Source organism: Geobacillus sp. LEMMY01, from assembly GCF_002042905.1.
GTDB classification, from domain to species: domain Bacteria; phylum Bacillota; class Bacilli; order Bacillales; family Anoxybacillaceae; genus Geobacillus; species Geobacillus proteiniphilus.
Genome location: NZ_MVKA01000005.1, coordinates 51,351 through 70,275, shown reverse-complemented (window position 1 = coordinate 70,275; position 18,925 = coordinate 51,351). Strand labels below are relative to the sequence as shown.

The window sequence follows — 18,925 nt, the reverse complement described above, 5'->3', positions numbered from 1 at the left end:
CTTCTTAGAAGGCTTTTTTCTTTTACTACGGAGAAACGGGGGAATCGAACGTGGGATTGCTGGATGAGTTGAAAGAACGCATTCTCATCGCTGACGGAGCGATGGGGACGCTTCTATATTCGCACGGCATTGACCGTTGTTTTGAAGAATTGAATCTATCCAATCCAGATGAAATCGTTCATATTCACGAGGCGTATATCGCCGCAGGCGCCGACGTCATTCAGACGAATACATACGGCGCCAACTACGTCAAACTCGCCCGCTACGGCCTTGAAGATGAGGTGCCGGCCATCAACCGCGCGGCGGTGCGGCTCGCCAGGCAAGCGGCAAACGGACGGGCATACGTGCTCGGGACGATCGGAGGGCTGCGCACGTTAAACAAAAGCGTCGTCACGCTCGAAGAAGTGAAGCGGACGTTTCGCGAGCAGCTGTTTGTCCTGCTGGCTGAAGGGGTCGACGGCGTGCTGCTGGAGACGTATTACGATTTGGAAGAGTTGGAGACGGTGCTTGCCATCGCCCGCAAAGAGACCGACTTGCCGCTTATCGCTCACGTCTCGCTCCATGAAGTCGGCGTCTTGCAAGATGGCACGCCGCTCGCGGACGCCCTTGCCCGCCTAGAGGCGCTCGGGGCCGATGTCGTCGGACTGAACTGTCGTCTCGGTCCGTATCATATGCTTCGGTCGCTCGAGGAAGTGCCATTGCCGGAACGCGCCTTTTTGTCGGCGTATCCGAACGCCAGCCTTCCGGATTACCGCGATGGGCGGCTTGTCTATGAGACGAACGCTGAATATTTCGAGGAAACGGCCAAAGCGTTCCGCGACCAAGGGGTGCGCTTGATCGGCGGGTGCTGCGGCACGACGCCGAAACATATCGAAGCGATGGCAAAAGCGCTCTCCGACCGAACGCCGGTGACGGAAAAAACGGTGAAACGGCGCGCGGTGTCTGTATCAGTGCAAGCGGAGCGGCCCGCCCCATCTCCCCTTCCCGAGCTTGCCCGCACGCGCCGCTCGGTCATTGTGGAGCTGGATCCGCCGAAAAAATTGGGGATTGACAAGTTTCTTGCCGGGGCGAAAGCGCTCCATGACGCCGGCATCGATGCGCTGACGTTGGCCGACAACTCGCTCGCCACGCCGCGCATCAGCAACGCCGCTGTCGCCACGATCATCAAGGAGCGGCTCGGCATCCGCCCGCTTGTGCATATTACATGCCGCGATCGCAATTTGATCGGCTTGCAGTCGCATTTGATGGGCTTGCATACGCTCGGCATCACCGACGTGCTCGCCATTACCGGCGACCCGTCGAAAATCGGCGACTTCCCAGGGGCGACGTCGGTGTATGATTTATCATCGTTCGATTTGATCCGCTTGATCCGCCAGTTTAACGAAGGGCTGTCGTACTCGGGCAAACCGCTTGGGCAAAAAACGAACTTCTCGATCGGCGCAGCGTTCAACCCGAACGTCCGCCATTTGGATAAAGCGGTCGAGCGGATGGAGAAAAAAATCCAATGCGGCGCCCATTATTTCTTGACCCAGCCGATTTACTCGGAAGAGAAAATCGTTGAAGTGTACGAAGCGACAAAGCATCTTGACACGCCGATTTACATCGGCATTATGCCGCTTGTGAGCGCGCGCAACGCCGAGTTTTTGCATCATGAAGTGCCGGGGATCACCCTTTCCGATGAGATTCGCGCCCGCATGGCCGCCTGCGGCGACGACCCGGTGCAAGCAGCGCGCGAAGGGATCGCCATCGCCAAATCGCTCATTGACGCTGCGTTCGATTTGTTTAACGGCATTTATTTGATCACGCCGTTTTTGCGCTATGACATGACGGTCGAGCTTGTCCGCTACATTCACGAAAAAGAAGCGGCCGCGAAAGAAAGGAAGGTTGTTCATGGCTAAGGTCACCTTAGAACAGCAGCTGAAGAAAAAAATTCTTGTCATCGACGGCGCGATGGGCACGATGATCCAAAGCGCCGACTTATCGGCCGCCGACTTTGGCGGCGAGGCGTATGAAGGGTGCAACGAATATTTGACATTGACCGCCCCGCATGTCATCCACCGCATTCATGAAGCGTACTTGGACGCCGGCGCTGATATCATTGAAACGAACACGTTCGGGGCGACACGCATCGTGCTTGACGAATATGGCCTCGGTCATTTGGCGCTTGAACTGAACATCGAAGCGGCCAAGCTCGCCAAACAAGCGGCTGAGTCGTTCTCCACCCCGGACTGGCCGCGCTTTGTCGCCGGTTCGATGGGCCCGACGACGAAAACGTTGTCGGTTACAGGCGGTGCAACGTTTGATGAACTCGTCGCCGCCTACGAAGAACAAGCGCGCGGACTGCTCTTAGGAGGCGTCGACCTTCTCCTGCTCGAGACGTGCCAAGATACGTTGAATGTCAAAGCCGGTTTTCTCGGCATTTCTAAGGCGTTTGAAGCGGTCGGCCGCCGCGTGCCGCTCATGATTTCCGGCACGATCGAACCGATGGGCACGACGCTTGCCGGGCAGGCGATCGATGCGTTTTTCATCTCTGTGCGCCATATGAAGCCGATCGCCGTCGGCTTAAACTGCGCAACCGGCCCGGAGTTTATGACCGACCATTTGCGCACGCTCGCCTCGCTCGCTGACACGGCGGTCAGCTGCTACCCGAACGCCGGGCTGCCGGATGAGGAAGGTCACTATCATGAAACGCCGAATATGCTGGCGGAGAAAATCCGCCGCTTTGCCGAAAAGGGATGGATCAACATCGTCGGCGGGTGCTGCGGCACGACGCCCGACCATATTCGCGCCATTGCCGAAGCGGTGCGTGATCTTCCACCGCGGGCAATCCCGTCTTCGTTTGATGTGCACGCCGTCTCGGGCATCGATGCGCTCATTTATGATGAAACGATGCGCCCGCTCTTTGTCGGCGAGCGGACAAACGTCATCGGTTCGCGCAAATTCAAGCGCCTCATCGCCGAAGGCAAGTACGAAGAAGCGACGGAAATCGCCCGCGCCCAAGTGAAAAACGGCGCCCATGTCATCGACATTTGCTTGGCCGACCCGGACCGCGACGAACTCTATGACATGGAACAGTTCGTCCGCGAAGTCGTGAAAAAAGTGAAAGTGCCGCTCGTCATCGACTCGACCGACGAGCGCGTCATTGAACGCGCCCTCACCTATTCGCAAGGAAAAGCGATCATTAACTCGATCAACTTGGAAGACGGCGAGGAGCGGTTTGCGAAAGTCGTTCCTCTCTTGCACAAATACGGCGCCGCCGTCGTCGTCGGCACGATCGATGAACAAGGGATGGCCGTCACCGCGGAGCGGAAACTTGAGATCGCCTTGCGTTCGTATGACTTGCTGGTGAACCGCTACGGCGTCCCCGAGCGCGACATCATTTTCGACCCGCTCGTCTTCCCGGTCGGCACCGGCGATGAGCAATACATCGGCGCGGCGAAAGAAACCATTGAGGGCATCCGCCTCATTAAAGAGCGGCTGCCTCATTGCTTGACGATGCTTGGAATCAGCAACGTCTCGTTCGGCTTGCCGCCGGCCGGACGCGAGGTGCTCAACTCCGTCTTTTTGTACCATTGCACGCAAGCCGGGCTCGATTACGCCATCGTCAACACCGAGAAATTGGAGCGGTTCGCCTCGATTCCGGAAGAGGAAGTGCGAATGGCTGAGGCGCTTCTTTTTGACACAAACGACGAAACATTAAACGCCTTTATCGAATTTTACCGAAGCAAAATCACCGCCGCCAAACCGGCGCAGACGAACTTGAGCTTGGAAGAGCGGCTCGCCCGCTACGTCATTGAAGGGTCGAAGGACGGGCTCATTCCCGATTTGGAAAAGGCGCTTGAGACCTACTCCGATCCGCTGTCCATCATCAACGGCCCGCTCATGGCCGGCATGGATGAAGTCGGGCGGCTGTTCAACAACAACCAGCTCATCGTCGCTGAAGTATTGCAAAGCGCGGAAGTGATGAAAGCAGCGGTCGCCTTTTTAGAGCCGTATATGGAAAAGAAAGAAGGAAGCACAAAAGGAAAAGTCATTCTCGCCACCGTCAAAGGCGATGTGCATGACATCGGCAAAAACTTGGTCGACATCATTTTAAGCAACAACGGCTACGAGGTAATCGACCTTGGCATTAAAGTCGCTCCGCAGCAACTTATTGAAGCGGTGCGCGAACATCAGCCGGACATCATCGGGTTGTCGGGCTTGCTTGTGAAATCGGCCCAACAGATGGTCGTCACCGCCCAAGACTTGCGCCAAGCCGGCATCTCGACCCCGATTTTAGTCGGCGGCGCCGCCTTGACGCGCAAATTTACTGAAAACAAAATCGCGCCTGAATATGACGGCGTGGTTCTGTACGCGAAAGACGCCATGGACGGGCTCGCCCTTGCCAACCAAATCCAGCAGGGCGAGATTGACTACAAGAAAAAAGAAACGGCCGAAAGCGAGCCAACGCGGCAAACGACTGTGGTCACAGCGGTCAAATCGACCGTCTCGACCGATGTGCCGGTCTACATCCCGGCCGATCTCGAGCGCCACGTGCTGCGAAATGTGCCGCTTGACCACATTTTGCCGTACGTCAACTGGCAAATGGTGCTCGGCCACCACCTCGGCTTGAAAGGAAAAGTGAAACGGCTGCTTGAAGAGAAAGACGAAAAAGCGTTGGCGTTAAAAGCGGTCGTCGACGAACTGCTCGCCGAAGCGAAAGAGCACCGCTGGATTCAGCCCGCCGGCGTCTACCGCTTCTTCCCGGCGCAAAGCGACGGCAACCGGGTTTACATTTACGATCCGACTGACGGCAAAACAGTGCTCGAGACGTTCGACTTCCCGCGCCAACCGCGGGCGCCGTATCTTTGCCTCGCCGATTATTTGAAATCGAAAGAAAGCGGCGAAATGGATTACGTCGGCTTGTTCGCCGTCACCGCCGGGCATGGCGTCCGCGAACTCGCCCAGCGCTGGAAGGAAGAAGGCGAATTTTTGAAAAGCCATGCCATCCAAGCGTTGGCGCTCGAGATTGCCGAAGGATTCGCCGAACGAATCCACCAAATTATGCGCGACCGTTGGGGCTTCCCGGACGACCCGGATTTCACGATGGAAGAGCGCTTCGCCGCCAAATACCAAGGCCAGCGCTATTCGTTCGGCTACCCGGCCTGTCCGAACTTGGAAGACCAAGAGAAGCTGTTTCGCCTGCTTCATCCGGAAGATGTCGGCATCCGCCTCACCGACGGCTACATGATGGAGCCCGAAGCATCGGTTTCGGCGATCGTCTTCGCCCATCCGGAAGCGAGGTATTTCAATGTGTTATAAGCAGGAAACGAGCTGGCGAATAGGCCGGCTCGTTTGTCGTTTTTCGTTGAATGCTCCACCCGAACGATATACAGTCACTTTTTTGTTTTTATTTGTTCACGATTCTCCAATTTTTTCAGCCATTCTTCTTTCGCTTGTCTACGAATACTCTTCCAATCCATCGGAGAATGGTCTCCTTTGGGAGGCATACTCCCAAATAACGAAATCAACTGATCTTCCTTTTTGATCATTCATCATCCCCTCCTTCATACTTAGGGAAAACATAATGTTTCAGTTCACTGACAAGGTGCTGAAGCCCGTCATTCCCACGAAATTTGCGATCTTGAGCTAAATAGACGGTAAAATCTTCTGCCTCTTTATTCGCCATCGTGAGTTCAAATCCCTTTAACTCATGTGCACATCCTCTTTTTGTTGATTTTTACTGTATTGATAATGGATTAATAAGGAAACTAAGTCCTCCTCTTGGCTCACCATATTTTTCATCATAGATGTCCACTTGACACATATTTCCCCTCCTCCGTCCCATACTAATGATGACAATACATGCCCAAGGAGGAGCAAATATGGTCACGAAGCAACAAACGACGCTGCCGCCGCAACACCAGACGCGCCAGCCGGGCCTGCAAACGGAGATGAACCCGCAGCCGGTCACCATCAAAGACACCTATAAAGGGAGCGGCAAGCTCGAAAACAGAGTCGCCATCATCAGCGGCGGCGACAGCGGCATCGGCCGGGCGGTCGCCGTCCATTTCGCCAAAGAAGGGGCCGATGTCGCCATTTTGTATTTGAACGAACATGAGGACGCAAAGGAAACAAAACGGCTTGTCGAACAGGAAGGAAAACGGTGTCTGGCGATTGCGGGAGACATTGGGGACGAAGCGTTTTGCAAAGAGGCGGTGAAACAGACAATCGAAGCGTTCGGCAAGCTCGATATCGTCGTCAACAACGCCGCCGAGCAGCATCCGCAGCCGAACTTTCTCAACATTACCGCAGCGCAGCTGGAAAAAACGTTTCGCACGAACGTATTCGGCTACTTTTTCCTAACGAAAGCGGCGCTCCCGCACTTAAAAAACGGAAGCGCCATTATCAACACCGCTTCGATCACCGCCTACGAAGGAAACGAGCAACTCATCGACTACTCGGCGACAAAAGGCGCGATCGTCGCCCTCACCCGCTCGCTCGCCAAAGCGCTCGTCGGCCAAGGCATCCGTGTCAACGGCGTCGCCCCGGGCCCGATTTGGACGCCGCTCATCCCATCCACCTTTCAAAGCGAGCAAGTCGCCGCGTTCGGCGCCAACACCCCGATGAAACGGCCCGGCCAGCCGAGCGAAGTCGCCCCGTGCTACGTCTTTTTGGCGAGCGACGAATCGTCGTACATGACCGGGCAAATGCTTCATGTAAATGGCGGCAAGTTCATCAGCGATTGACCGCGGCAGCCGCTGGCGCCAAACCTTTTTAACAAAATCACGTTACCTTTTCTCACAAAAATATGGCGTGATTGTAAAAAAACGAGTACGATAAAGCTACGATGTTCCTCTACTTCTTTACAAGGTGCCCCTCTTCTCTCACCCCCCCCCGAAATGGGGCGGGGTTTTTTGTCACATAACAAGCAGCCAATCCGGTTCAGACAAGTACGTTTGACATTCATTTAAGGCGTGTTGAGCCATCACCCCATCAATAAGACGGTGATCGTAAGTAAGGGACAGCGGCATCACAGAAGCAATCTCAATCGAATCATCGACGACCACCGGTTTTTTCTCAACTTTCCCGATTCCTAAAAGACAAGACTGTGGATAATGAATAATCGGCGTGAACCACGAACCATTGGCCGAGCCGATGTTCGAAACCGTGCATGTCCCTCCGCTCATCTCCACCGCTTGAATCGTTCCCGCTCTCGCCTTCGCCGTCAATTCTTCAATTTCTTTCGCAATTTGGAACAACGATTTTTGATCCGCATCACGAATCACCGGGACGAGCAATCCACGGTCAGTGTCAACCGCAAACCCAATGTGAATGAATTCGTGAATGACGATTTCTTCTCGTTCCTCATCAAGCGAGGCGTTGAGCATTGGATACTTTTTCAACACCGCCGCCAGCGCTTTTACCACATAGGCTAAATAGGTCAGTTTCACCCCTTGTTGCTCGGCTAGCGGTTGGATCCGTCGGCGATGTTGAACAAGACGGGTCGCATCGGCCTCGCCAAAATGGGTGACTTGCGGAATGGTCCGCATTGACCGCACCATCGCTTGGGCGATAGCCTTGCGGATGCCTGTCAGCGGCACTCGGCGCACTTTTTCCCGGCTTTCCTGCTTCTTGACAATCTCAACACTGGCAGCAGCCTCATCTGTTGCTTTTTGCTGCCGAACCGACAATGCTGCTTCAATATCGCTTTTCAATATTCTTCCGTTCTTTCCGCTTGGAGTGATTTCCTCTAAAGACACGTTCTGCTCGCGGGCAAACTTTCGCACTGACGGGGCAGCCACGAATGTTTTTTGAGGAGTCCTTTGTTTTCCCGCGCTCGCCGCACGACGAATATCCTCTTCCGTGATTTTGCCGTTCGCCCCCGTCGGTGTGACCGTACTCCAATCGACGCCAAGCTCCTTGGCCAGTTTTTTTACGCGTGGGGTGATCTTGATCTCTGTCTGCGGATCTCCGCCGTCCGGAGCAAACGTTTCGACGGCAATGACGGCCAGTACTTCGCCGACCTTGGCCGTATCCCCTCGTTTCTTTTTGATCTCTTTTACTGTTCCCGACTCGGGAGCATGAATTTCTGAAACGGCCTTTTCTGTTTGCACTTCCACTAGCGTGGCTCCTTTTTCCACCGCATCTCCTTCGGAAACGTGCCAAAACGTAATGAAACTTTCATCGTGGGAATCGGATAGTTTGGGCAATGTCACTTCGACAACCATAAGCTGCCTCCCTTGGAACGAACTTTTCCTTATTCATTGACGAGTTGGATCGCCTCACGGAAAATTTTATCGGCATTTGGCAATACAAATTGTTCAAGCGGACGGCTATAAGGAATTGGCACATCCGGAACAGCAATCCGTTTCACCGGCGCCTCCAAATCATACAAACAATGTTCAGCGGCAATCGCGGCAATTTCCGCCGTCATCCCGTACGACAGATAGTCTTCATCAACAACAAGCAAGCGGTGTGTCTTTTTAACCGATTGAATGATCGTCTCTTTGTCCAACGGGACAAGAGAGCGCAAATCGATCACTTCCGCTTGAATGCCTTGTTGCTCAAGTCTTTTGGCCGCTTCGAGCGCCTGATGCACCGTCATTTGAATACCGACAATGGTGATATCCGTTCCCTCGCGAACAATATTTGCTTTCCCAAGCGGCACAGTATACGCCTCTTCCGGTACATGCCCGATCGAAGCATCAAGCTGATCCATCCAACCGAGCCCTTGCAAGGTTTTATGGAACATAAAGACAACAGGGTTATCATCGCGAATAGCGGAAATCATCATCCCTTTTAAATCATATGGCGTCGACGGAGCGACGACTTTCATCCCGGGAAGATGGGCAAAGGTGGCGTACAACGTTTGCGAGTGCTGGGCGGCATCACTGTAACCGCCTCCCACCGCCGTCATCAATACCATTGGCAGTTTCACCCTGCCGCCGGACATGTACGGAATTTTCGCCATATGGTTGTAAATTTGATCCATACAAACCCCAAAAAAGTCGACAAACATCAGCTCCACGATCGGCCGCATTCCTTCCGCAGCGGCGCCGATGGCAGCACCGATGAACGCGGTCTCAGAAATCGGCGTATCGATGACCCGTTCCGGTCCAAACTTTTGGAACAATCCCTCTGTCGCTCCAAAAATCCCACCGTATACTCCGACATCTTCTCCCATCACAAAGACGTTCGGATCTCTCTCCATCTCAAGGCGAATCGCTTCAGCCAGCGCCTTATTTCCCGTTAACAGCCGCTGTTTTGTTTGTTGCATATGGCAAAACTCCTTTCTCCTATGAAATTAGACAAACACATCTTCCAATGCCTCTTCCGGCTTGGGATAATCGCTTTCTCTCGCAAACGCGTACGCCTGATCGACCTCAAATGTCGCTTTGTTTTCCAACTGTGCAATCGTCTCCTCTGTTACCCCACATTCATTCAACAAATAGTTGCGAAGGCGAATAATGGGGTCTTTTTGGCGAAGCAACGTCACTTCATTTTTATCCCGGTATACTTCCGGATCGCCTTGGAAATGTCCTAAATAACGGTATGTTTCAATCTCAATAATCGACGGCCCTTGTCCAGTTCGTGCACGTTCAACCGCTTCTTTCGATACGTTGTACATATCAATCGGGTCGTTGTCTTTGACATAGTATCCTTTAATGCCATAGGCGGCTGCCCGTACATCATTCGAGGGAACCGCTGTAGACGCCGTTTTCGGCACAGAAATTCCATATTGATTGTTTTCAATGACAACAATTAATGGCAGTTTCCATAATGCCGCCATATTTAACGATTCATGAAATGCCCCTTGATTGGCGGCTCCTTCGCCGATAAACGCAACCGCCACCCAATCCGTCCCCCTTTTCTTGGCCGCCAGCGCCGCGCCAAGGGCATGAGGAATCCCAGCCCCAACGATCCCTCCGCAGGAAAATTTGACGTCAGGATCAAACAAATGCATATGGCCGCCCTTTCCTTTTCCTAGTCCAGTGGCTTTTCCGAAAATCTCTGCTGTCATCCGGTTCAAATCCACCCCTTTGGCAATCGCATGGTGATGCGGACGGTGAGGGGCAGTCACCGTATCTTCCTTTTTCAAGTGAACACACATCCCAGCTGCAGCCGGTTCTTGTCCAGTGGCCAAATGCATTTCCCCTGGCACCGGCCCCGCGCCGATATTAAACACAGGAGATTTCCCTTCGGCATACGCCTCCGCCATTTTGTCTTCATAGCAGCGAATTTTGTACATCGTTTCGTACATCCAAAGAAGATGATCCTTGGAAATGGCCAACTTCCTCTCCTCCTTCACTTGATTGGTACCGCTTTCATCATTTCTATAAAGCAAAAATCGTTCCAACGCTTGTTTCCTTTTCTTCGTCCGCCAAATTGTTTATCCAAAGCCGTCTTTTTGATCCAACCTAAACAAAAACAGCGACAAAGTGTTTCATTTTGTTTCACTTTGTCGCTACACTTTGATACAAAATGGGACAGTCAATACCTAATATTCCATTTATCCATTTGCCGGTAAAATGTGCTTCTCGATATGCCTAAATAACGGGCAGCTTTGGAAATGTTGCCGTTGCACTGCTTTAACGCCTCGATGATGGATTGCCTTTTCATCTCATTCCGGGAGATGGCTATGTTCTCCTCAACTTGAGACGAGCAGGACGGCTGAAAGATTTCTTCCGGCAAATCAGCCGCTGTCAATACCGGTTTTGTGCACTGATTCAGCACCCGCTCGATCATATTTTGCAACTCGCGAATATTTCCTGGCCAATCGTATTGCATAAGCGCCTCTAAGAAATCGGACCGTATCTCAGGAAACGGTTTATTTCGTTTGTGAGCCAGTTTTTCAATAAAATGACGGACGAGAAGCGGAATATCTTCTTTTCTTTTCCGAAGCGGCGGGAGAACAATCGGCATAACATTCAACCGGAAAAACAAGTCTTCGCGAAAGCTGCCTTTTTGCACTTCCTGGCGAAGGTCTTTGTTGGTCGCTGCGATGATTCTTACATCAACAGGGATCACTTTGTGCCCGCCAATTCTCATCACTTCCTTTTCTTGAATAACGCGCAAAAGCAACACTTGCATTTCCAAGGACATTTCGCCAATCTCATCCAAAAAAAGCGTTCCCCCATTGGCAAGCTCAAACTTTCCGGCGCTTCCCCCTTTTTTCGCTCCTGTGAATGCCCCGTCCACATATCCGAACAACTCACTGCCAAGGAGATCACGCGGTATGCCTCCACAGTTAATGGCAATAAACGGTTTGTTTCTCCGCTTGCTCTCATTATGAATCGCCTGAGCCACCATCTCTTTTCCTGTTCCGCTTTCCCCTAATATTAACACGTTGGAATCTGTCGCTGCGGCGAGCCTCGCTTCGTTCATTTTCTCAATGAAACACGGGTGTTGCCCGATCATATCCGCAAACGTGATTTTCGCTTGGTTTCCCGATAGGTGGTTGACAAACTGGCGTACCTTTTCAATTTCTTTTACAATGATCATCGATCCGATTCGTTCTTTTTTCTCGTAAATTGGAATCTTGTCAACTAACACATGGTGCACCGCGTTTGAAGGCTTGACGCTTAGATGCAGCTCTTGATTTTGCAAATGAAGCGGGTGGTTCGAACAGATAGTGGAATCATTGAAAAGATCGTCGAGCTTTTTCTCTTCTAGTTGCAGTTGTGGTATACGGAACAGCTTTTTTAACTGGTTGTTCGCCTTTACGATCTTCCCATCGCGATCGATGATTAAAATGCCTTCTTTCATATTGTTCGTTGTCGCTTCCAAAAACCGTTGCATCATCACGTTTTTTTCCGCATTCTCATGTAATTTTAGTTGATATTCAATCGCTTTTACGGCCGATACAACCATTCCTAGCGTATGAGAGTGCACTTTTTCATACGGTCCTGACATATTCAATACACCAATGATTCGACCGTCGGGATCATGGATGGGGGCAGCGGAACACGTCCATGACTGGCATATTTTCGTGTAATGTTCCTCAGCAAACACTTGAATCGGACGATCAATGGCGATCGATGTGCCAATGGCGTTGGTCCCCATCACTTGCTCGCTCCAGTCCGCCCCCGCGATAAACCCGATTTCTTCCGCCCTCGCTAAAGGCTCGCGATCGCCAATCGACAAAAGCAACTGTCCGTTTTCATTGCACAGGATCACCAAAAATCCAGATCCTTTGACAATCGAATACAACCCTTCCATTAACGGCAATGACCAATCGATCAAGGAGCGGTACTTTTCATTGTCGATTTCTTTAATCCACCCGTACGGCCGAAACGGATCAACCATCGCTTTTTTCGACCGAAGCCAAGAGTCTCGAATCATGGGCGGCAAATCGGGATCGAGCTCGTTATGAAATACGAACTTTTCCCACATGGATTTCACCTGTTCGCGGGTCACGATCATCTTGTGTTCACCTCCGTGTTTGCTTTGTTTTCTGTTTTCTCTTTCGCTCGCAAATTTCCTTTCTTGTATTTCGACGAAAGTGTAAAAAATGATCCCACATTCGTCCATGAGCAATTTGTTAAAAACGACCAAAGCTTTCGAGACAAGGGATGAATCCTGAACTGAGCGGTTGACCATGCCGCCTCACACCAATTAGGCAGCGATGGGAGGCTTTCTTCGTGCGCGAGACCTTTTAGGTGTATATGCGGCAATAGAAAAGGCGTCCCAACAGCTGATATGATCCCCTTATAGTAGACAGAAAAAAGAAAGTTATTCCTGTCTACTTGACAGAGGTCACTTCAAGCAACGGGACGCCTTCTAATCATCCGCCTTGTGTTCTTTTACCGCCTAGCGCATGACCCACGCTCAACGAGACGATGCGGGATGATGATGCGCTTGATCGGTTCATTCAGGTTGGTGATTTTTTCGATTAAACTTTTCGCTGCTTCATAGCCGAGCTGGAAAATGCCGATGTCGATCGACGTGAGCGGCGGGCGCGACATTTCGGCGAGCAGCGTGTTGTTGAAGCTGACGATCGACACGTCTTCTGGGACGCGAAGACCGATTTCATCAAGCGTCTTCAGCATCCCAAGAGCCATGAGATCATCGGCGACAACGAGCCCAGTCGGCGGCTCAGGCAAAGAAAGAAGCTCCTTCATCGCCTCTTGGCCGCCTTCCTGCAAAAATTCTTCATGGACGACATATTCCGGGCGGTACGGCAGCCCGGCTTCACTCAAGGCGGCGGCGTAGCCATTTTGGCGGTCGACGGTCACCAAATATTGCGGATTGCCGCCGACAAACGCGATGCGCTCATGGCCGTAGGCAATCAAGTAGTTCGTCGCATCTTTGCCCGCCTGGACGTTGTCGTTGTCGACATGGGTCACTTGTTCCGCTTTTTGGTGCGGCTTGCCGATGACGACGAATGGGAAGTCGTGCTTTTGCAAGTATTTCATCAGTTTATCGTTTTGACGAGAATAAAGCAAAATGACGCCGTCCACTCGCCGCCCTTGCAGCATCTCCACCACCCGTTCGTAAATATCGCTTTCTTTTTCCCCTGTCGACATTTGCAAGGCGTACCGCTTTTCATGGGCGGCTTTGCTGATGCCGCGGATGACTTCCGGGAAAAACGGGTTTTGCAGCGCTTGGTCGGCCGAGCTCGGCATGACGATGCCGATCACTTGCGTTGCTTGGTTCGCGAGGCTGCGGGCGATAAAGTTCGGATGATAGCCGAGCTCTTTCATCGCCGCGCGCACTTTTTGCTTCGTTTTCTCGCTGATGCGCGGGCTGTCGGCGATGACGCGCGACACGGTCGACGGCGCGACATTGGCCCTTTTCGCCACATCTTTAATCGTAACGGTCATAAGCCCCCTCCTTTCCATTTATTCATTGATCCGTTTTGCCCGTTTTTTCACCAAATATAAAAACAAAAGAAACAGCACGTAAACCGATACGATGGCGGCGATAAACGGGATGTTGATCCCCGTTTTTTCCCGCAGCTTGTATACTTCCGCGGTTTCGCGGTCGATCACAAGGTCGTAGCCGTCATCATCGCCGCGGACGAGATCGTCCAATAAAAAGCCGCGCAGCTCTTTGTTTTTTGGCAACTGGTCATTGGGGAGATGGACATGCTGCGTTTCGCTCGTATTGTTGATGGCGATGACCGTCGTTTCATCTTGATATTGCCGTTTAAACACCGCCATGCCATCTTTTTCATACAACAGCGTAAAATCGCCGCGCCGCAATGATGGCAGCTCTTGGCGAAGCGGGCCGATTTTTTTCAAGTAATCGATGATTTCTGGATCGGCGCGGAAATCCATCAGACGGCGGTTGTCCGGATCTTGGCCGCCGTTCATGGCGATTTCGGTCCCGTAATACATGATCGGAATGCCAGGGGCGGTGAACAAATACGTCATGGCCAGTTTAATGCGTGAAATCGGGTTGTTGCGGTTGTCAATCGCGAGCTTCGTAAACCGCACTGTATCATGGTTGTCCAAAAACGACCCAAGCAAATACGGTCGGTCGTAAAACGTTTTGTTGTATTCCCAGACATCATACAGCGGGCGCAGTGACGCATCGCGCCTAGCAAGCGACTGCTTCACCGCGCCATACAGCGGGTAATCGACAAATCCGTCGATGCCGTATTTGCCGTATTCCGCAATATAGCGGGGATCGTCGCTCCACACTTCACCAAGAAGGAAAAAGTCTTTTTTCACCGATTTGACTTCTTTCGCAAACTCCTGCCAAAACGATTTCGGCACGTGGCGCACTGTATCGAGCCGGTAGCCGTCAATGTCGGTCTCTTTAATCCACCATTTGGCAGCGTCAATTAAATACTTTTTGACCTCTGGATTTTCCTGCGCCAAATCAGGCAACCCATACACCCAGCCGTTTTCAAGCTGTGTTTGGTCGTTCCAGTCGAAAATCTCTTTTTTCGGGTGGAACCAATCTTTTTTCGTTGGGTCATTTAACCATGGGTGATTGTAACCGACATGGTTGGCGACAAAATCCAAAATGACTTTCATGTCGCGCTTATGCGCTTCTTTGACGAGTGTTTTCAAATCGCGCAGCGTGCCAAAGTGCGGATCGACTTGATAAAAATCTTCGATCCAATAGCCATGATAGCCGCCCGGCATGTTTTTAAAAATCGGCGTCAGCCAAATGGCGGTAAATCCCATCTCCTTGATGTAATCGAGTTTCGCCGTCACCCCTTTCAAGTCGCCGCCGAAATACCCTTTCGGATCGTTCACATTCACGTCCTGGTCGTTTGTCGGATCCATATTGTTAAACCGGTCGACCATAATGAAATAAATGGCTTCATCTTGCCACGTCCGTTCTTCTTTCTCCGCCGCCGCAGCCGGCATGGCATAAAAAAGAAGGAACGGAAGGACGAACAACATAAAGAGCCGATTCCCCATTTCCATTCCTCCCTTCCCGATTCATTTGCTCGTTCGGAAACGGGTAATCCCCCTATTATATGATAGCGGTTCTTACCCTTTTGTGCCACCAGCCGTTAAGCCAGAAATCAAATACCGCTGCAGGAACAAAAAGACGATGGCAATCGGGGCTGCAATCAAAATCGAGCCGGCGGCAAAGCGGGTGAAGTTGTTCGCGAACCGGTCGCTGATAAAGTTGAACAGCCCGACCGCCAGCGTAAATTTGTCCGGATCGCGCAAGACGATCGACGGCAGCAAAAAGTCGGTGAACGGCGCCATGAAGTTAAACAAGGCGACAACGGCTAAAATCGGCTTGGCAAGCGGCAGCATAATGCGGAAAAAGACGCCGAAGTGGCCGGCTCCATCCATGCGCGCCGCCTCATCCAGCTCGCGCGGAATTGTATCAAAGTAGCCTTTGACAAGCCACGCGTTAAACGGAATTTGCCCGCCGACATAAATAAGAATGAGCCCCCAAAGCGAATCGAGCAAATGGAGCATATTGAGCAAAATATAGATCGCCACCATCGCCATGAGCGATGGAAACATTTGCAAAACTAAAAACAAATACAGCCCCGTTTTCCGCCCGACGAATTTGTAGCGCGAAAACGCATAGGCGATGAGCGCCGTGAAAAAGACTGATAACACCGCATTGGCCGCAGCGACAAACAAGCTGTTTTTATACCAAAGCAAATAATCGCTCTGCGGGCTGGTAAATAACCATTTATAATGCTCGAACGTCCACTTCTCTGGGATGAGCGATGCCGAATACAGGCTTGTTCCTGGATTGAGCGACATGCTGATTGCCCAAAGGAGCGGATAGGCGATGACGACAAACATGAAGACGATAAACAAATAAATAAGCGCCACTTCCACGTGCGATTTCCATTTGCGGTTCATCAAATGTTCCCCTCCTCTTTAAAGGAACGGGTGCGCCGGAACTGGTAAATGGCAAACCCGCTGACAATGAAACCGATAATAAGCGAGATCGCCGCCGCCATATTGTAGTTGTTTGTCGTAAACGTCAAATCGTACACCCAAGAGATCAAAATGTCGGTGCCACCGGCGTTTTGCCCGCGCACGGCCGGGCCGCCGTCGTTGAACAAATAGATGATGTTAAAGTTGTTGAAATTGCCGGCATATTGCATAATCAACAGCGGCGCCGTCGCATACAAGACGTGCGGCAGCGTGATCGAACGAAACTTTTGCCAGCGCGTCGCTCCGTCGATGTCGGCCGCTTCGTACCAGTCGCGGGAAATGCTTTGCAAAACGCCGGTAAATAACGCAAATACGAACGGGAAGCCAAGCCACGTTTGAATCAAAATAAGCGCCACTTTCGTCCAAAACGGATCGGTCATCCACGGGATCGACACCCCAAACAAACTCAACACTTCGCGGTTGATGGCTCCGAATTTGTCGTTGAACATCGCCGCAAACACCAAAATCGTGACAAACGCTGGCACGGCCCACGGCAAAATCAACACCGTGCGGATGAACCGCTTAAACTTGATGCGCGGATCGTTGACAAGCAACGCCAAAAACAGTCCAAGGGCGATTTGCATCGTTGTCGCGACAACTGTCCAAACGATTGTCCACGCGAGGACGCTAAAAAACGTGCTTTTCCAAATCGGAATCGACACTAAGTTTTTGAAGTTTTCCAACCCAACCCAATTCAACAAATGGCGCGGCGGCGAGTGGTACAAGTTGTAGTCGGTAAATGCGAGCGACACCATAAACAACAGCGGCAGCACAACGATAAACAATAGCATCACAAGCCCGGGCGTCACAAAGATGTACGGAAACCCCCGATCCCACGCATGACGGCACGATTCGATCAGCGATGGGAACGGCTCGCCGCGTTGCCGGCGGCGGGCATCGTTGCGCGCATCAATGATGTTCGCAATGTGCAACGCGACCGCAAAAGCGATGATGATGACAGAAACCAATCCTTGAATCAAGAGAAAAATCGAATGATCAAGCATCGGGATTTCGCCAAGCGTGACGAGTCCCCACAGCCCGATGTTCAAAAAGTTATAAAACGTCATCAAAAAGGCCGCTTCAATGATGATAAACAAAATTCCTTTGACATACCGGCGGTTGTACAATTGCCCAAGGCCGGCAAACAACAGCGACAGCGCCATCGCCACCGCCGGCCGATGGCGGACGTTTGCTTCCGGCATCCGAACTCCCCCCTATCGTATGGATAAGAATGGTGGATAGGGCTGATCCTATCCACCACGACATCACGCGTTATTTTCCAGCGCCGCTGGCGGCGATTTTATCTTGAATCGTTTTGACCGCCTCACTCAGCACCGCTTTCGGGTTGTCGCCTTTAGCGATAAATTGCAAGGCATTGCCCATCGGCTCCCACACTTGCGACATTTCCGGCACGTTCGGCATCGGCTCGCCGTATTGGATTTGCTCCGCAAAGCCGGCGATCAACGGATCATTCGTAATTTTCTCATTTGTCAACGCTTTTTCATTCGCCGGCATTTCACCTGCCACTTCATAGTAATGGAGCGAATTTTCTTCGTTCGTCACAAATTTCATGAAATCGACCGCCCATTCTTTGTTTTGCGAATAGGCTGATAACATCCATGTTTTCACGCCGACGAACGATTTCGGATGCTCGCCGTTGTCTAAGACCGGCAGCGGCGCGGTCGCTAATTTGTCGCCCAACGCTTCTTTATACGACGCGATGTTCCATGGTCCGGTGATGGCAACCGCCACGTTCCCTTTTGTAAACAACCCGTTCATAATATCGCCGGTAATTTCTTTCGGAATGTAGCCGTTTTTAAACCACGTTTGGACGAGCTCCGCCCCTTTGACGGCTCCATCATTAGCCAGCCCGATGTCGCTCGTATCGTATTTGCCGTTTTCATTTTTAAACACATAGCCGCCGTAGCCGGCAAAGAACGGATAAACGAAATAGAAGTTCGTCGCTTCCATTAAAAAGCCGTATTGATCTTTCGCCGCATTCGTTTTTTCCTTGGCGATGTTCATCAAGTCATCCATCGTTTTCGGCGCTTCCGGCACTAAATTTTTATTATAGAACACGCCGTACGTTTCGACGACCATCGGCACGCCATACGTTTTCCCGTCATATGTTACCGCGTTGATGGCTGTCGGGCTGTACTCGCCTTTTGCATCGCCAAGGTCGAGCGGATCGGCCAGCCCCTGCAACACAATGTCGCCGATGCGGTCATGCGGTTGATAGAACACGTCCGGCCCTTTGCCAGCCGGTCCGTCGAGCGCCAGTTTTTTCGTTTGGTCGAGCATGCTGACGGCTACCATTTCGATTTTGATTCCGGTTTTTTCCGTGTACTTTTGAAAAATATCCTTCAGCGCTTGTTTTTGTTTTTCATCATCGTTCACCCACACGACGAGTTTCTCTGGCTTTTTGTCCTGTTCTGCCGTCTTTTGGTCGTTTCCTTTCGGCTGCTGGACATCGCGCTTGGGACCGCAGGCACCCAGCACGCCAATCAACAACACGGCCATGAGAAATAAAGATAACGCTTTTCTCATAATCCCCCTCCTGTCATCATTACGGA

General features: G+C 51.8%; 14 protein-coding genes. 3 read left to right on the top strand and 11 right to left on the bottom strand.

The window, feature by feature from the left end; genetic code table 11:
• The first annotated feature begins 50 nt into the window (after window positions 1-50).
• The gene (locus tag B1A75_RS04000; RefSeq protein ID WP_074043043.1) at window positions 51-1,898 is read left to right on the top strand and encodes a bifunctional homocysteine S-methyltransferase/methylenetetrahydrofolate reductase; all 1,848 of its coding nucleotides are present in this window, start codon (window positions 51-53) and stop codon (window positions 1,896-1,898) included.
• Window positions 1,891-5,301, top strand: coding sequence for a methionine synthase (gene metH, locus B1A75_RS03995; protein ID WP_074043044.1), 3,411 nt, complete (start codon window positions 1,891-1,893; stop codon window positions 5,299-5,301). The genes B1A75_RS04000 and metH overlap by 8 nt, the downstream gene beginning before the upstream one ends.
• A 74-nt stretch (window positions 5,302-5,375) precedes the next feature.
• Here the strand turns inward: metH and B1A75_RS19780 are convergent, their stop codons facing one another.
• Together B1A75_RS19780 and B1A75_RS19775 are read right to left on the bottom strand one after the other, a co-directional pair.
• Window positions 5,376-5,531, bottom strand: coding sequence for a hypothetical protein (locus B1A75_RS19780; protein ID WP_167367366.1), 156 nt, complete (start codon window positions 5,529-5,531; stop codon window positions 5,376-5,378).
• Entirely contained in the window at window positions 5,528-5,668 is a 141-nt protein-coding gene (locus B1A75_RS19775; RefSeq protein ID WP_161496640.1) for a hypothetical protein, read from the bottom strand. Before B1A75_RS19775 ends, B1A75_RS19780 begins: the two co-directional genes overlap by 4 nt.
• Window positions 5,669-5,864: 196 nt before the next feature.
• Here B1A75_RS19775 and B1A75_RS03990 point away from each other — a divergent pair, with 196 nt between their 5' ends.
• Window positions 5,865-6,728, top strand: coding sequence for an SDR family oxidoreductase (locus B1A75_RS03990; RefSeq protein WP_074043045.1), 864 nt, complete (start codon window positions 5,865-5,867; stop codon window positions 6,726-6,728).
• Between the two features lie 171 nt (window positions 6,729-6,899).
• On the opposite strand, the gene B1A75_RS03985 is transcribed toward B1A75_RS03990, so the two are convergent.
• The 9 genes from B1A75_RS03985 to B1A75_RS03945 form a co-directional block, all read right to left on the bottom strand.
• On the bottom strand, window positions 6,900-8,210 hold the full coding sequence (locus tag B1A75_RS03985) for a dihydrolipoamide acetyltransferase family protein (RefSeq protein WP_079935797.1): 1,311 nt from the start codon (window positions 8,208-8,210) through the stop codon (window positions 6,900-6,902).
• Between the two features lie 29 nt (window positions 8,211-8,239).
• On the bottom strand, window positions 8,240-9,259 hold the full coding sequence (locus B1A75_RS03980; protein ID WP_011230214.1) for an alpha-ketoacid dehydrogenase subunit beta: 1,020 nt from the start codon (window positions 9,257-9,259) through the stop codon (window positions 8,240-8,242).
• A 27-nt stretch (window positions 9,260-9,286) separates the two neighbouring features.
• Complete coding sequence (locus B1A75_RS03975; protein ID WP_074043046.1) at window positions 9,287-10,273, bottom strand: thiamine pyrophosphate-dependent dehydrogenase E1 component subunit alpha; 987 nt, start codon at window positions 10,271-10,273, stop codon at window positions 9,287-9,289.
• A gap of 200 nt (window positions 10,274-10,473) precedes the next feature.
• Window positions 10,474-12,405 carry a sigma-54-dependent Fis family transcriptional regulator gene (locus B1A75_RS03970; protein ID WP_074043071.1) on the bottom strand — a complete coding sequence of 644 codons (1,932 nt, stop codon included), beginning with the start codon at window positions 12,403-12,405 and terminating at the stop codon, window positions 10,474-10,476.
• 380 nt (window positions 12,406-12,785) lie between these two features.
• Window positions 12,786-13,805 carry a LacI family DNA-binding transcriptional regulator gene (locus tag B1A75_RS03965; protein ID WP_074043047.1) on the bottom strand — a complete coding sequence of 340 codons (1,020 nt, stop codon included), beginning with the start codon at window positions 13,803-13,805 and terminating at the stop codon, window positions 12,786-12,788.
• An 18-nt stretch (window positions 13,806-13,823) separates the two neighbouring features.
• Window positions 13,824-15,359, bottom strand: a complete 1,536-nt coding sequence (locus tag B1A75_RS03960) for an alpha-amylase family glycosyl hydrolase (RefSeq protein ID WP_074043048.1) — start codon at window positions 15,357-15,359, stop codon at window positions 13,824-13,826.
• Window positions 15,360-15,431: 72 nt separating this feature from the next.
• Complete coding sequence (locus B1A75_RS03955; protein ID WP_074043049.1) at window positions 15,432-16,274, bottom strand: sugar ABC transporter permease; 843 nt, start codon at window positions 16,272-16,274, stop codon at window positions 15,432-15,434.
• Complete coding sequence (locus B1A75_RS03950) at window positions 16,274-17,554, bottom strand: carbohydrate ABC transporter permease (RefSeq protein WP_074043050.1); 1,281 nt, start codon at window positions 17,552-17,554, stop codon at window positions 16,274-16,276. Before B1A75_RS03950 ends, B1A75_RS03955 begins: the two co-directional genes overlap by 1 nt.
• 70 nt (window positions 17,555-17,624) lie before the next feature.
• Window positions 17,625-18,899 (bottom strand): sugar ABC transporter substrate-binding protein, encoded by a 1,275-nt coding sequence (locus B1A75_RS03945; RefSeq protein ID WP_079935796.1) that lies wholly within the window; start codon window positions 18,897-18,899, stop codon window positions 17,625-17,627.
• Between the last annotated feature and the right edge of the window lie 26 nt (window positions 18,900-18,925).